Origin of the sequence: Nocardia colli, assembly GCF_008704205.1 — a bacterium.
Classification (GTDB): domain Bacteria; phylum Actinomycetota; class Actinomycetes; order Mycobacteriales; family Mycobacteriaceae; genus Nocardia; species Nocardia colli.
In genome coordinates this window covers 129,834-144,444 of record NZ_VXLC01000006.1, presented here as the reverse complement: position 1 = coordinate 144,444, position 14,611 = coordinate 129,834, and the positions used below count along the sequence as shown (strand labels likewise).

General features: G+C 68.1%; 14 protein-coding genes. 5 read left to right on the top strand and 9 right to left on the bottom strand.

Translation table 11 applies throughout. From position 1 onward, the window contains the following. Window positions 1-12: 12 nt before the first annotated feature. From F3087_RS17640 to ligD, 3 genes are all read right to left on the bottom strand, one after another. A complete protein-coding gene (locus F3087_RS17640; RefSeq protein WP_150403081.1) occupies window positions 13-369 on the bottom strand; it encodes a nuclear transport factor 2 family protein in 357 nt (118 codons plus the stop codon). Between the two features lie 210 nt (window positions 370-579). After that, window positions 580-1,530, bottom strand: a complete 951-nt coding sequence (locus F3087_RS17635; RefSeq protein WP_150403080.1) for a D-isomer specific 2-hydroxyacid dehydrogenase family protein — start codon at window positions 1,528-1,530, stop codon at window positions 580-582. A gap of 303 nt (window positions 1,531-1,833) precedes the next feature. Continuing rightward, window positions 1,834-2,808 (bottom strand): non-homologous end-joining DNA ligase, encoded by a 975-nt coding sequence (gene ligD / locus F3087_RS17630; RefSeq protein ID WP_150403079.1) that lies wholly within the window; start codon window positions 2,806-2,808, stop codon window positions 1,834-1,836. Window positions 2,809-2,961: 153 nt separating this feature from the next. On the opposite strand from ligD, the gene F3087_RS17625 reads away from it, so the two are divergent. The 3 genes from F3087_RS17625 to F3087_RS17615 all read left to right on the top strand — a co-directional run bounded on the left by F3087_RS17625 (window position 2,962) and on the right by F3087_RS17615 (window position 3,774). After that, window positions 2,962-3,201, top strand: coding sequence for a DUF6364 family protein (locus F3087_RS17625; RefSeq protein ID WP_150403078.1), 240 nt, complete (start codon window positions 2,962-2,964; stop codon window positions 3,199-3,201). Further along, window positions 3,198-3,506: a hypothetical protein gene (locus F3087_RS17620; protein ID WP_223885149.1), complete on the top strand. Its 309-nt coding sequence runs from the start codon at window positions 3,198-3,200 to the stop codon at window positions 3,504-3,506. The genes F3087_RS17625 and F3087_RS17620 overlap by 4 nt, the downstream gene beginning before the upstream one ends. Window positions 3,507-3,570: 64 nt before the next feature. Continuing rightward, window positions 3,571-3,774 carry a hypothetical protein gene (locus F3087_RS17615; protein ID WP_150403077.1) on the top strand — a complete coding sequence of 68 codons (204 nt, stop codon included), beginning with the start codon at window positions 3,571-3,573 and terminating at the stop codon, window positions 3,772-3,774. A gap of 853 nt (window positions 3,775-4,627) precedes the next feature. Here the strand turns inward: F3087_RS17615 and F3087_RS17610 are convergent. Beyond that, window positions 4,628-6,751: a RecQ family ATP-dependent DNA helicase gene (locus F3087_RS17610; RefSeq protein ID WP_150403076.1), complete on the bottom strand. Its 2,124-nt coding sequence runs from the start codon at window positions 6,749-6,751 to the stop codon at window positions 4,628-4,630. A 301-nt stretch (window positions 6,752-7,052) separates the two neighbouring features. On the opposite strand from F3087_RS17610, the gene F3087_RS17605 reads away from it, so the two are divergent. Next, window positions 7,053-8,171, top strand: a complete 1,119-nt coding sequence (locus tag F3087_RS17605) for a GGDEF domain-containing protein (protein WP_150403075.1) — start codon at window positions 7,053-7,055, stop codon at window positions 8,169-8,171. Window positions 8,172-8,207: 36 nt separating this feature from the next. Here the strand turns inward: F3087_RS17605 and F3087_RS17600 are convergent, their stop codons facing one another. Beyond that, a complete protein-coding gene (locus F3087_RS17600) occupies window positions 8,208-9,122 on the bottom strand; it encodes an alpha/beta fold hydrolase (protein ID WP_150403074.1) in 915 nt (304 codons plus the stop codon). 114 nt (window positions 9,123-9,236) lie between these two features. Between F3087_RS17600 and F3087_RS17595 the strand changes: the two genes are divergently transcribed. Continuing rightward, window positions 9,237-9,719, top strand: a complete 483-nt coding sequence (locus tag F3087_RS17595; protein ID WP_150403073.1) for a hypothetical protein — start codon at window positions 9,237-9,239, stop codon at window positions 9,717-9,719. Window positions 9,720-9,758: 39 nt separating this feature from the next. Here F3087_RS17595 and F3087_RS17590 read toward each other — a convergent pair whose 3' ends face one another. From F3087_RS17590 to F3087_RS17575, 4 genes are all read right to left on the bottom strand, one after another. Beyond that, window positions 9,759-10,982: an RtcB family protein gene (locus tag F3087_RS17590; RefSeq protein WP_150403072.1), complete on the bottom strand. Its 1,224-nt coding sequence runs from the start codon at window positions 10,980-10,982 to the stop codon at window positions 9,759-9,761. 101 nt (window positions 10,983-11,083) lie between these two features. Then, window positions 11,084-12,148 (bottom strand): amidohydrolase family protein, encoded by a 1,065-nt coding sequence (locus F3087_RS17585; RefSeq protein ID WP_150403071.1) that lies wholly within the window; start codon window positions 12,146-12,148, stop codon window positions 11,084-11,086. A gap of 1 nt (window position 12,149) precedes the next feature. Next, window positions 12,150-13,520 carry a type I glutamate--ammonia ligase gene (locus tag F3087_RS17580; RefSeq protein ID WP_150403070.1) on the bottom strand — a complete coding sequence of 457 codons (1,371 nt, stop codon included), beginning with the start codon at window positions 13,518-13,520 and terminating at the stop codon, window positions 12,150-12,152. A gap of 161 nt (window positions 13,521-13,681) precedes the next feature. Then, a complete protein-coding gene (locus F3087_RS17575; RefSeq protein ID WP_150403069.1) occupies window positions 13,682-14,560 on the bottom strand; it encodes a ribokinase in 879 nt (292 codons plus the stop codon). Between the last annotated feature and the right edge of the window lie 51 nt (window positions 14,561-14,611).

Here is a 14,611-nt window from a genome sequence, read left to right as displayed (position 1 = left end):
GGCGGAACGGGTTCAGGCGGCGGCGGGCACCTTGTCGAGGAAGCCGTACACGTTGGCGATGCGGCCGTCCTCGATGACGGCGACGTCGAAGCCGACGATCACGGCGGGGGCGTCGGCCGGGCCGAGCTCCCAGGTGAACCGGACCTGATCGTGGTGGGCGTCCACCGGGCCGGCCAAGCGGAACGTCCAGCCGGGGAATTGTGCTTGCGCGGCGGCGATTCCGGCGTCGATGGCGTCGTGGCCGGCGACCGCCATCAGCGGGTCGGTGTAGCCGGCGGTCTCGGTGAAGACCCGGGCGACGGCGGCCTTGCGGTCGGCGGCGTCGGTGGTGTTCCAGGCTTCCAGGTACTGGGCGACGATGGTGTTCATGATGGCTCCTTCGGGGCTCTGAGCTGCGGTTTCGCTGTCGTTCTTGCTGACAGGAACTACGTTATGGCCGCAGGGGGGTGCCCCGAATCAGTCATCTATAAGTACTTTTCGCCGCCGAATACGTACGTCGCCGGTCGATCGTGTTCAACGGGACATGGTGGCGTGCTTACTCGCACATTGCCGCAGTCATGTCCCGTTGATCAGGGGAGGTCAGTAGCCTCGGTCCGGATCGATGGGTGCCAGGAGGTCCTTGCCGTTGACGAAGCGTTCGACGTTTGCGCCCGCGTGGTCGGCGAAAGCGGCCAGGCGCAACTGGGGCGGGTTCGAATCATGCGGCGTGACAATGGCATTCGGGAGTACCCAGAGCGGATGGCCGTCCGGCAGCGGTTCTGGTTCGGTGACGTCCAGCCCCGCGCCGGCTATCGCACCGGAGGCCAGCGCGGTGACCAAGGCGTCGGTGTCGATCAGACTGCCACGGGCGACGTTGATGACCCACGAGGACGGCTTCAGCCGGGCCAGCACGTCCGCGTCGATCAGATGATGGGTTGCCGCGGTGGCCGGCGCTGCGACGATCACGTGGTCCGTGCGCGGCCACACCCGGGAGAGATGGTCGGTGGAGATCGTCTCGATCGTGTCCGGGATGCCGGGGCCGGTGATCGGACGGCCGGACCGGTTGACCGCGATCACGTGCGCGCCGAGCGGGGTGAGCATCGGGATCAGTGCCCGCCCGATCCCGCCCGCGCCGACGATGGTGACCGTCTTGCCGCGCAGCGAACCGATGTGCGGGAAGAAATCCTGCTGCCGCCAGCTGCCCGCGCGCAGCTGCTCGGGCAGATAACGCACCCCGGCGAGCAACAGCATCAGCGCGTGCTCGGCCACGCTGGCCGCGAAAGCACCTGCGGCGGAGGTGAACTGGACCTTCGGGTGGGCAGCGATCACGCCCGCGGTGAACCAGTCCTCGACACCCGCGGCGGGCAATTGCACCCACTCGATCGTGTCCGGCAGCTCAGCCGGGAACTGCCCGGGCGTCCCCGCCCAGATCAACCCACGCGCCTCGGCCAGACCGGCGACCGTCGCGCCGCCGCTCTCGACCGCCTTCACCAGCAACGCTGGAGGCGGATCGGCCGGCCCGATCGCTATCGCTACTGCCGGTCGGCTCATGGATAGACCTCCTTCGAAGCAGGACCGCGGGTGCGCTGGCGACAGCGCCGCAGCGACGTTAGCACCGCCGCCGCGACGGCACTCGGCGCGTCCGATGCCGGCCTGGTAAACCACGCCGCGCACCATTTCGCCCGATGCGCTCGAATCCGCTAGCAATCCCATGCGCGGCGCGACATTCTGTGCGCGCAGCGCCAAGGCGGGTTCGAATTCGCCATGCCGACGGCGCGTGCGAGTTTGCCTGGCGCGCCTGGTTTTGCCTGCGGATTTGCGCGCAGCGGGTGAATTCGTGCGCTGTGCGGTGGACTAGTCGGCGTCGAGATCGGTTTCGGCGTCGAGGTCGGCGTCCACCTTGTCGCGGTCGGCCCATTCCAGCAGCTGATCGATCTCGAAGACCGCGTCGTCGATGCCCTCGTGCAGGTCGCCGAGTTCGGCGAAGCGGGCGGGGACGGTCTTGATGGTGAAGTCGCGCGGGTCGACCTCGGGGATCTCGTCCCAGCGGATCGGGGTGGAGACGGTGGCCGTCGGGACGCCGCGGACCGAGTAGGCGGCGGCGATGGTGTGGTCGCGGGCGTTCTGGTTGTAGTCGACGAACAGCAGCTTCGGATCGCGGTCCTTGCGCCACCAGGTGGTGGTCACGTCCTCGGGGGCGCGGCGCTCGACCTCGCGGGCGAAGGCGAGCGCGGCCCGGCGCACCTCCTTGAACCCCCAGTTCGGCGCGATACGCACGTAGATGTGTAAACCGTTGCCGCCGGAGGTCTTCGGCCAGCCGACCGCGCCGAGCTCGTCGAGCACCTCGTGCGCGACCCCGGCCACCCGCTGCACCCGCGACCACGGACAGTCCGGCATCGGATCGAGATCGATGCGCCACTCGTCGGGGCTCTCGGTGTCGCTCGCGCGCGAGTTCCACGGATGGAACTCGACCGTGGACATCTGCACGGCCCAGATGACGTCCGCCAGCTCGTGCACGCAGAGCTCGTCGGCATGCCGGCTGTAGCGGGGGAAGAAGACGCGCACCGTGTTGATCCAGTCCGGCGCGCCCGCGGGCAGCCGTTTCTGGTGCACCTTGTCCCCGGCCAGGCCCTTCGGGAAGCGGTGCAGCATGCACGGCCGGTCGCGCAGCGCGCGGACGATGCCGTCGCCGACGCTCAGGTAGTACTGCACCAGGTCGAGCTTCGTCGCGCCGGTCTCCGGGAAGTACACCCGGTCCGGGTTGGAAATGCGGATCGTGCGGTCGCCGACATCCAGTTCGATCGCCGACGCCGCAGCCTTGCTGGCCACGGGTCCGACGATAGCCGAACCGGTAGCTGTCCCGCCGTCCGAAAACGCGCATCGCTGTGTGCTGCGTTCTGGTATGCATGTGGGTATGCGCGAGCGAATCATGGGCAGGCGTGCTCCGTTCGTTCCGGAGCCGGGCACTGGCGAGGTGGAGTCATGAGCAAAGCGACGCGGGTGACCGTGACGTTGGATCCGCAGGTGGCCGAATGGGCCAAACAGGCGGCCGACCAGCAGAATCGCAGCCTGTCCTCGGTGATCAACGCCTCCCTGCGCACCGCGCTCGTGCACGACAGCCTGGCCAAGCTGGCCGTCGACGACGCCGCCGAACAAGCTGCCGCATACGACGACTTGAACGTCACCGAAGCGGCCGAGACCGACGCCCGCGGCGCCGCATGAGACGCGGTGAGGTCTGGCGTTACTCCCCGGCCCTGCGCGACGGCACTCCGCTGCCCAGGCGCATGTCGGTCGTGCTGGTCTCCGACTCCGCGGTGATCACCTCGCCGTACCGCTGGCTGCACGTGGTCCCGCTGCGCGACGCCGACCCCGGCCACGTGCTGGCCACGCACACCGAACACGGCTGGGCCGACACCCTCGAACTACACCGTGCCTACCGCCCCTGGCTCACCGAGCAACTCGGCGAACTGACCACCAGCGAGTCGGAATCACTCGACGCCAGATTGCGCGCGACCCTCAGCCTGTAAATCAGCCGCTCCGCTGCTCGCGAACACCGTTGTGGCCGGTAGCTCGACGAGCACACTGGAGCTCATGAGAAAACTGTTGCGAGCGATTCGAAGACTATTGGGCGGCAAGGTGACCACCGGCGGTGGCCCACCAGGCCGCGAAGGCGGCGGCGGCACGGCCGGCGTCCGCGAACCCCGCCGCCCGCTACCCCCGGACGACCACCTGAGCGCAACCCGGCGAATCGAACCCGACCCGAAAACGATCACCCTCCCAGACCCCCGCAACTGAGCCACGCCCGACCGCGAATCCCGCAGCACCCCGTCGCACGAATCGCAGCGAGCCAACGATCGACCTCGACAATCGAGCGGAGTCGAATGGCTGCTATCGAAGATCAACTGGCCACCACTCGACTCCGCCCGATGCACACCGCACCAACGGCAACCTCGCAAGCCCTCCACACACACAAACGGCGTGTGGCCCCAACTCGCCACGCCAACAACAGCATCCGCACCAGGGATCCGCACTGGCTTCAGAGCCCTATTCTCGGTGCAGATCCCGAGAGGGAGTGCGGGTCTCCGGCAGGCGGGCTCGGGAGTCGCCTTCGCAGGCAGGTTCACCGCTGACGGGACTGCGAGCCACCATGGAAACCGCCGCTGACCGCCCCACTCGTGTCCAAAGCGTTTGTGACGCAACCACAGCCAGATGACCACGCTGGAACGCGAGATTGCGCACCTGACTGCGGAGGTAGGTCGGGTACGGCACACGACGTGCCCAGCACTGCTTCAGTGAAAACCTGGGTAGGTCTTCAGTTTTCACTGGCCAGGCCCTGTTGGGAAGTCCTTAGCGATACCTAGCAGTCAGGTGCGCCTGCTCCCAGAGATGATCGATAGTGCTGAGCGCGTCGGGTGGGGTACCGACCTACCTCCCGCGGTGGGCATGGGCAGCGTGCGAGTTCCGGCGTGGTTACTTGGCTGTGGTCCGGTTCAAAGAGGCTTAGGAGACCAGGGGAGTCGGGTGGCGGTGGTCTTCGGCGAACGAGTCGAGCCAAAATGTCGTTCTTGCACATCGAGTCGAGTCAAATGGTTGCTATTGAAGATCGACTAGCGACCATTTGACTCGACTCGATGGGGGCGGGTCCTATCTACGTGACCGAGGCGAGTGCGAAGGGCAGTACCGCGTCCGCGCCTGCGCTGCGCAGGGCGTGGGCGGCGAGGGTGAGGGTCCAGCCGGTGTCGGAGAGGGTGTCCACCAACAGGATCGGGCCTTCGACGTCGGTGAGGTCGGGGACGTCCCAGGAGTCGAAGAGACCGGCGACGCGGTGCGCCGAGTTCGCGGCGGACACCGGTGCGCGGTCCGGGCGGTTCGGCAGGGTGCCCAGGTCGTGCAAGCGGCCGATCTCGGCGAGTCCTGCTGCGAGAGTGGCGGTCAGCACCGGATAGCGGTGTGACTCGAGGGCCATCACCGAGGTCGGGCGGGTGGTCCACTTCCAGTCGCGCAGGACGGCGACGCAGGCTTCGAAGACCTTCTCCGGGATCGGATCATCGGGTCCGTCGAGCAGGGTGCGCAGGCGCTGACCCCAGCCGAGATCCGTGAGCCGGCCGAGCACCCGGCCGGTTTCGGCGCCGCCGGTGATCTTGCCGGACAACGGGATTCCGAGCTTCGCCATGCCGGTCGGCCACTGCTTGCGCGGGCTCAGGTCCAGCCCCGGACGGTCCAGGCGAGCACGAGTGGCAGCGACCGCCTCCGCGTCCACCGACACATCGGGCCGAGTGCCCGTGCAGTTGTCGCAACGCCCGCATCCGGCCGAATCCGACTGTCCCGCAGGCAAACCCGGGTCATCCAGCTGCCGCCGCAGGAACTCCATCCGGCAGTCGCCGGTCGACTGATAATCGACCATCGCCTGCTGCTCGACCTCGCGCGCCTCGGACAGCCGCTCATACCGCTCGGTGTCGTAGGTCCACGGCTGCCCGGTGGAGATCCAGCCGCCGCGCACCCGGCGCACCGCCCCGTCCACATCGAGCACCTTGAGCACCATCTCCAACCGCGAGCGGTTCAGCTCGACCAGCGGTTCCAGCGCGGCCGTCGACAGCGCCCGGTCGGTGTCGAGCGCATCGAGCACCGAGCGCACGATGTGTTCGCGCGGAAACGCCACGGAGGCAAAGTAACTCCAGATCCGCGCGTCCTCGGGCCCGGGCAGCAGCACCACCTCGGCGCGCTCGGTCGCGCGGCCGGCGCGACCGACCTGCTGGTAATAGGCAATGGGCGAGGACGGCGCACCGACGTGCACGACGAACCCGAGATCGGGCTTGTCGAAACCCATCCCGAGCGCCGAGGTCGCGATGAGCGCCTTCACCTCGTTATTCAACAGCGCCGACTCCAGCGCCTCGCGTTCGGCGGGATCGGTCTGCCCGGTGTAGGCCGCGACGTTGTGTCCGTGCGAGTTCAGCACGTCGGCCAGGTCGTGCGCGGCGGCGACGGTCAACGTGTAGACGATCCCGGAACCGGTGAGGTTGTGCAGGTGCCCGCTGAGCCAGGCGGTGCGTTCCACCGCGTCGTCGAAGCGCACCACCGACAGGTGCAGCGACTCGCGATCCAGCGTGCCGCGCAACACCAGCGTGTCGGTGCCGATCTGGGTGGCGACATCGGTGACCACCCGGTCGTTCGCGGTAGCGGTGGTCGCCAGCACCGGCACATCCGAGCCGAGATCGGCGATCAACGTGCGGATCCGCCGGTAGTCCGGCCGGAAATCGTGACCCCAGTCGGAGACGCAGTGCGCCTCATCGATCACCACGAGGCCGGCGTCGGCCGCGAGCTTCGGCAGCACCTGATCGCGGAAGTCCGGGTTGTTCAGCCGCTCCGGGCTGACCAGCAGCACGTCGACCTCGCCGGACGCGACCTGCGTGTGTATTTCGTCCCATTCGGTGACATTGCCCGAATTGATTGTCGCGGCAACCACTCCCGCCCGTTGCGCGGCGGCGACCTGGTTGCGCATCAGTGCGAGCAGCGGCGACACGATCACGGTGGGCCCGCGACCCGCCCCGCGCAGTAGTTTCGCGGCGATGAAGTAGACGGCCGACTTACCCCAGCCGGTGCGCTGCACGACCAGCGCGCGGCGTCGCTGCACGACCAGCGCCTCGATCGCGATCCACTGGTCCTCCCGTAGCCGGGCGTTGGGCCCGGCCAGCTCGCGCAGCAGGTGTTCCGCGCGCTCGCGAAGGTCGGGTGCGGTGAGGTCGATCGCCGGGACATCGGTCGCCGTGGTCATGCGCTCCATCGTGCCCGACGGTACCGACAGGAACCGTGCTCGTCGCGCGCGCCCGCCCCGCCCGTGCATGTTGTGGATCAATACCGGTCGGACTCTCGGTATGCGCCCAGCTTTGTCCTACACTGCGTGAATCGCTGCCGAGTGGCCGAAATCCCCGGCCACGGCGGTGTTCACCACGAGTGAGTGCGGTTCGAGACGATACGAGGCTTCCGTAGACGCCGAGGACGAGTCGAATGAGCGAGCGAGTCAGGTCACAGCACGCCCGGTGCGGGACTGAGCCGAGCGTCGGCGAGGCGCGGTCATGAACGACTACCTACGGCTGCTGCGGGACTGGTGGCGCGACGGCGTCGACTACCGCTGGGTGGTGAACGCCCTGGCCGACCGCTCCGCGCTCGGGGTGGTGAAGTTCGCGATCGGACTGTGCGGGCTGGCGACGCCGCTGATCAGCGTGCTGACCGTCACGTCGTCGGCGGGCCCGCCGAGCGTGCTCGGCCGGACGGTGCTGTGGTGCATCGTCGGCCTGTCGGTGGTGTGGGTGGTGCGCTGGTGGGCGTTGCCGTGGCCGAGCCGAGTGGAATCGCTGAGCCTGCTCGTGATCGGCGACGTATGCATCACGGTGGTGTGCGTGCTGAGTCCGGGCAATGTGGTCCGCTCGGTCGGGATGATGCTGCTGTTGATCGTCGGCATCTACGTCAGTGCCTTCCACAGTCCGCAGGTGCTCGCCGCGCACACGGGGTGGTCGCTGGCTTCGGCTGTGGTGCTGTCGATTCCGCTGTTCGGGGTCGGCGACGCGGCGTCCGCGGTGATCATGATCCTGGGCATGGTCGCGGCCACGGTGGTGCCGCCCGGGCTGCAATTCTGTTACTGGGTGCTGCGGTCCGACATGCTGTCCGATCCGTTGACCACGCTGTTGAGCAGGCGCGGATTCGAGTATCACTCGGCGATGATGGTCGGCGGCTCCGGCTCGGTTCCGGTGTGCGTCATGATGGTCGATCTGGACCGGTTCAAAGCCGTCAACGACACCTTCGGACACCACGCGGGGGACAAGGTGCTGGTGCGCACCGCCGATCGGTTGCAGCACGCCGCGCCCGCGCACAGCGTCGTCTCCCGGCTCGGCGGCGAGGAATTCGCGATCGTCGCGCGCCTGCCCGTGCCGACCGCGGTCGATGCCGCCGAACGATTGCGCAGCGCGGTCGCCGAACCCGTCGGGTCGATCTCGGTCACCGCCAGCATCGGCATCGCCGTCGCCGACGCGGGCGCGGATGGCTACCGCCGCAGCCGGGAGCTGGTGCAGGATCTGATCCGGTGCGCCGACAGCGCGATGTATCAGGCGAAACAGCGGGGCGGCAATACCGTTGTGGTCGAGCACATCACCGCGTTGCAGGGCATCGATACCCACGATGTGACACGGTCGGCGTGAGGATCGGGCTCTGCCGTAACGACATCCGGCGCGGTGTCAGCTGGTTTCCTGGGCGAGCGTGATCAAGCGGGCGCGAACCAGGTCAGGACGCTCCTCGGCGATAAAGTGACCGCAGTTCGCCACCCGTTCGAGGGTGTAGTCGTCGGCCTTCGCGGTCTCGGCCGCGGCGAGCGAATGGTGTACGGCGCCATCGTCGATACCGAACACAGCGCGGATCGGAACGGTGGCGCGGCGGGTTTCCCCACGCCGGGCGGCACGCGGTAGCTCACGCAGCAGGAACGTGCGATAGGTATCGACCGCGGCACTGGCGACAAGCGGATCGCGGAACCGATCGGTATAGACGCGAATGACTTCCGGGCCGAACTCCGCGCGATTCTTCGCGGCTTTGCCGAGCATCACGTCGAGCACCCGGGTGCGCGTTTGCAGGATCTTCCCGAACGACGCGACGACCGGTTGATAGAGCAGGAACCGCCACAGATGCGGCAGGAAACCCCGCGCCGTCTGCCACGGATGCGCGATGTTCAGCACCAGGTATCCGCCGAACCGCGCGGGCTCCCGCAGCACCATGAGGTGGCCGATGTAACCGCCCCAATCGTGGCCGACGAGCAGCACCCGATCGAGCCCGAGTTCATCGATCAGTGCCAGCACATCGGAAGCGATGTCGTCCTTGGCCCATCGATGCGGCGCCGGTCCGGACCAGCCATAACCCGGTAGATCCGGCGCGATGATCCGCAATCCCTCCGGCGGATCGGCCAGCAGATGACGGTAGGCGTAGTGATGCTGCGGCCACCCGTGCAGCAGGAGCACCGGCCGACCGTCCGCGGGCCCGGCCTCGGTCACATGGAACCGCACGCCGCGCGCGGTGACGAAGGATCGGCGGACGCCCGGGATCGCCGGGGGATCTTCCGCCGACGAGGAAGCCGGACCGGAATCCCGTTGCTGCTGACGCATACTCGATGGTAACCAGCCGGGCAACGGCGCGGCATTCGACGCGAAATGACCATGATCGGCGGAGAATGAAGCGCAGAGGTTCCCCGGCACCGGGGTCCACGCAGGAGGGCAACCATGTCGAGCCAATACCAGCCGCCGGCGGGCTGGTCGCCGCCGGGCACCCAGTTCCAGAGTCGCAGCGGCTTCGGCCGAACCCTGGCCGGCACGCTGATCTCGTTGGTGATCACGCCGATCGGGATCGGGCTATCCGCGCACGGTGCGCTCGACACCAGGCAGTGGGTGATCCTGGGTAGTTCGGCGGATCGCTGGGGTTCGAACTTCCAGATCATCGGCGGCGCGGTGCTGCTGTTCCTGGTCGCGGCGCTGGCCGCGTTCTCCCCGGTGGGCACCGCCATCGCGGGCCTGGTGTGGGGCCTGATCCCCGGGATCCTGCACATCCTCTTCCCGGACGACACCTACCGGCAGGTGGAGAATCTGCCCGAGCTGTCCGACGATTTCCATCTGGCCCTGCACAATTGGATATTGAACGGCTTCGCACTGCTCACCGGCATGTTCCTGGTCGGCGCGGCGTTCGCGGCCACGTTGCGGCGCAAGTGAATCGAGGCCGCGCCCACTCACGGTGGGCGCGGCCCGGATTCAGCCCTTGACGCAGAGCACCTGGCGCAGCGTCGCGACGACGTCGACCAGGTCGCGCTGTGCGGCGATGACCTCGTCGATGTCCTTGTACGCGGCCGGGATCTCGTCGACCACCCCCGCGTCCTTGCGCGACTCGACGCCTTCGGTCTGCGCGACCAGATCGGCGACGGTGAACTGCTTCTTCGCCGCATTGCGGCTCATCCGCCGTCCCGCGCCGTGCGAGGCCGACTGGAACGAGGCCGGATTTCCCTTGCCGCGCACCACATATGAACGGGTACCCATCGAGCCCGGAATCAGCGCGAGATCGCCCGCGCCGGCCCGGACCGCGCCCTTACGGGTCACCAGCATCGGGATGCCGTCGATGAGTTCCTCGGCCACATAGTTGTGGTGGCAGCTTATCGGCTGCTCGAAACGCACCGGGCGCTCGGCGAATTCGTCGCGCACCGCCCGGCACACCAGGGCGAGCATCACCGCGCGGTTGCGTGCGGCGTACTCCTGCGCCCAGGTGAGGTCGCGGCGGTAAGCGTCCATTTCCGGTGTCCCGGAAAGGAATACGGCCAGATCGCGATCGGGCAGATCGACGTTGTGCGACAGCGTCCGCGCGACGGCCATGTGCCGCTCGGCGAGTTCCTTGCCGATATTGCGGCTGCCCGAATGCAGCAGAATCCACACCGCGTCGTCCTGATCCAGGCAGACCTCGATGAAGTGGTTGCCGCCGCCCAGGGTGCCCATCTGCTTGTGCGCCTTGGCTTCTCGCGTCTGCACACCCTCGTCCAACGAGGCGAAAGAACGCCAGAAGGTATCCCAGCCCGCCCGCAGCGTCGCGGTGCTCGCGCCCAGCGCGGAGACCTCGCCACCGAGCTTGGTCACGTTGACCGAGCTGTCGTGCGCGGAGAAACCGACCGGGACCGCGGCCTCGATCCGGGAACGCAGCGAACGCAGGTCGTCCGGCAGATCCGCGGCCGTGAGGTCGGTCTTGACGCTCTCCATTCCGCAGCCGATGTCCACACCGACCGCGGCCGGGCACACCGCGTCCTGCATCGCGATCACGGAGCCGACCGTCGCACCCTTGCCGAGGTGCACGTCCGGCATCACGCGGACGCCGTGGACCCATTTCAGCGCGGCGATATTCCGCAGCTGCTGCAGCGCGGCCTGCTCGACCGCGTGCTCTTCGGCCCACATAAGCGTCTGCGCGCGGGTGCCGCGCAGCTCGACGGGAAACATTGTCCGATCCTTTCGTTGGTTTTCCTGATCAACGGTAAAGATCGGCGCGAATAAGTGCACTTGAATAAATACCCGGGCAGCTCGAGTATTTACCCGTGCGGTCAGCGGGTACCGGGGTAGGCGTCCTCGGCGTTGATGTGGGCGATGCCGGTGGCCAGGCGTTCGGCGTCGGCGGTGGTGATCAGGTCCTCGGCGATCCATTCGTCGAGCAGCCGGCCGAGGCCACGGCGCCACCAGAATGCGCCGAGAAAGTGCAGTTCGGGCAGGCCGTAACCGTCCGACGAGTAGCACAGCGAACGGAACGGTGCGAGTTCGAGCGTCTCGGCGAGGACGGCCTGGGCGCGGTGTCCGACGTAGGGAACGGTGAGCCCGATATCCATCCGGACATGCGCGAAGGCGTGGGCCAGATAGGCGGCATTGCGATGGAATGGCCAGCAGTGCAGCAGCATCACGGTCAGGCCGGTGTGCGCGGTTTTGCGGAGAAAATCGGTGAGCAGCAACGGATCCGCGCGATGTAGTCGCAGGTCGGTATCGCCGAAACCAGTGTGGAATTGCAGAGGGAGACCGTATTCGGCGCCGATGCGGACGCCGAGTCCGACCAGCCAGCCGAGCAGATCCGGGTCGGTGAGGCGGTGCTCGGGGAACACCGATTTCGGCGGTCGGTCGCGCAGCGGGAAATCCAGGCCGCAGCGGTAGGCGACGATGGTCTTGAGCCCGACGGCATTTCGGGCGCGCTCACGCAATCGCGCTTCGATCTGCTCGAATACCGTTCTGCCCGCGCCGACCTCGGCGATGACCTGCTCGGCGACCTGTTCGATCCGTACCACCTCGCGCACTTCACCGTCGGTGAGCGCACCGAATTCCGCGGTCCCGCCGCCGAATCCGGTGTCGATGAACCAGCTGGTGGTGCCGGTGGCGCCCAGCAGGCGGGTGGCGACTTCGCGCCAGCCGAGTTCGGCTCGATGGGTCAGGTAGGCGTCCGGGCCGACGTGTGGCGGGAGGTCGAGGGCCGGTGCGCACCAGCGGCGGACCGCCAGTCCGATCGCGGAATCGAAAGTGCCGGTGGGTCCTTCGCTGAGTAGCCGCTCGAATCCGGGACGATCCAGATCGTGCGGGACGACGCCGTGGCAGTGGTGATCGGTGAGGGTCAGGCCGTCCGTCAGCACGTCAGAACCGCCAACGGGTCAGCGCGACCAGCTCTTCCGGGGAGGTGTCCCGGTAGCGGTCGGCCTCGGCGCGGCGCACGGTGAGCAGGGCGTCGTGCAGTTCGGGGCCCATCGCCTCGGCCAGCACCGCGGAGTCCGCCAGTCGGTCGGCGGCTTCGCCCGGGGTGGTCGGCAGCCTGCGCACGCCGGAGAACATCAGCTGTTCGGCGTCGAATGTGACCGGGTCGCCGGTGATTTCGGCGGGCAGGCGCAGTTCTTCGGCGACGCCGGCCAGTCCGGCGGCGATCACCGAGCCGACGATCAGGTAGGGATTGCCGGTCGCGTCGAAGCATTTGACCTCGGCGTTGGCCGCCCACTCCTCGGTGCCCTGCACTCCGGTGATGAAACGCAGGGCCGACTCCCGGGTCTCCCGCCCCCAGCATTGCCAGACGCCTGCCCATCGGGACGGGACGAGCCGCAAGAAGCTTGCCGGATTGCCCGCGCCGACCGCGACGAGGGCGGGCAGTTCGCGTAATACTCCGGCGAGGAAAGCCTCACCGGTGCGCCGCATTCCGTACGGGGCGTCGCCGGTGGCGAAGATCGGCCCTCGGTCGTCCTGGGCCGAAAAGTGCAGGTGCGCACCGGAACCGGTGCCGCCGGGCTCGAGGCACGGGCCGAGCGCCGCGCGCCAGCCGTACTGGAGACTCACCTGCCGGATCGTGTGCCGCACCAGCACCGCGTCGTCGGCGGCGCCGACCGGATCGGATGGCTGCACGGACAGTTCCAGCTGGCCCGGCGAGTACTCCGGATGGAACTGGTCGACCAGGATTCCCTGCCGGTCCAATATCGCGACCAGCTCACGTGCGTAGTCGGCGACCTGCCCTAATCGCACCAGGCTGTAGGCGGGTCCGTGGGCGGCCGGGGTGTAGTCCTCCGTGCCCTCCTGGCCGACAGACCACTCGGTCTCGAAGGTCATCGACAGCCGCAGCCCCGCCTGGCGCGCCGCCTCGGCCTGCCTGGTCGCGAAGCCGCGCTGACAGGCCGCGAAGGGCGTCCCATCCTGCGTGTACTTGTTGGTCGGCGCCCACGCCCAGCCGGGTTGGCAGGCGAGTTCGGTCAGCGCCGATAGATCCGGCACCAGCCGCAGATCACCGTCGGGGCCACCGAGATACCTGCCGGTCGTCATCAGGTCATCGAAGGAGAACGTCTCGAAGCACGGCGACACCCCGACCCCGTGCCGCGCCGCCTGCGCCAGCCGCCGCATCGGCACCGTCTTCACCCGGGTGATCCCGGCGTTGTCGATGAAGGTCAGCGCGACCATGTCGGCATCCAACCTGCCGATCACCGCGTCGTTGTCGTCCGCGGACGGTATGCGCTCCGGCATGGTGGGCATGAACGTCAACGATAGCCGCCGAACCGCCCACACAACACCAGCCGCGTCGGCGCCACCCTGTCGAGATCCGCACTCTCACTCGGGATCTGCACCCGATGTCGGCCTCCAGAGACGGTGCGGATCCGTAGAGGGTGCGGCTGTTGATTTCCGTTGGGGAAGGGTCAGTTCGCTGGGAGGGCGGTGCGAATCTCGTCTGCGGTGGGGATGGAGCTGCTGGCGCCGAGTTTGGTGGTGGCGAGGGCGCCTGCGGTTCCGGCCCAGTTCAGGGCGTATTCGGGGCCGCGGTGCCAGGCGGCGGCCAGTGCGCCGGTGAAGGTGTCGCCCGCGCCGGTGGTGTCGATGACGTCGACTCTGGGGCTTGGTTGGCTCAGCTCTTTGCCGTCCGGCCCGCGGTAGGTCGCGCCGTCCGCGCCGCGGGTGACGACCAGGTGGGCGACCGGGTCGAGGGCGCTGCCGAGTTGCTCGGCCTCACCCGAATTCACCACCGCCACATCGATATTCGCCCACAGCTCGGCGGGAAGGTCCTGGGTGGGCGACGGATTCAGCACTACCGTCGTGCCGTTCGCGCGTGCGTGCCGCGCGGCCGCCGCCACCGTATCGAGCGGAATCTCCAACTGGCACAGCAGAATATCCGCGCCGGCGATCGCCGCGAGGTCCGCGTCGGTGAGCTCGGTCATCCGCGCGTTCGCGCCACCGACCACGATGATGCTGTTCTCCCCGCCGCCGTCCACCACGATCGCGGCGACCCCGCTCGGCCCGTCCACCGTCCGCAGCCGCTCGACGCCCACCCCCGAATCCGTCAGCACTCGCCGAAGTTCGTCCGCGAACACGTCGTCGCCGACCGCACCGAGAAACTGCACCGCCCCACCGGCCCGCCGCGCGGCGATCGCCTGATTCGAGCCTTTCCCGCCGGGCACCATAGCGAACCCGGTGCCGAGCACCGTCTCGCCGGGCACCGGCCGCCGATCGGTGGTCGTGACCAGGTCCATGTTGATACTGCCGAGCACCGCGATCGAGGCAACGTCCGTCTTTTCGGCCATGCCGTCACACGCTAGTAGGGCGGTGTGCAGCGGTGGATCGGGCCTTGGGCC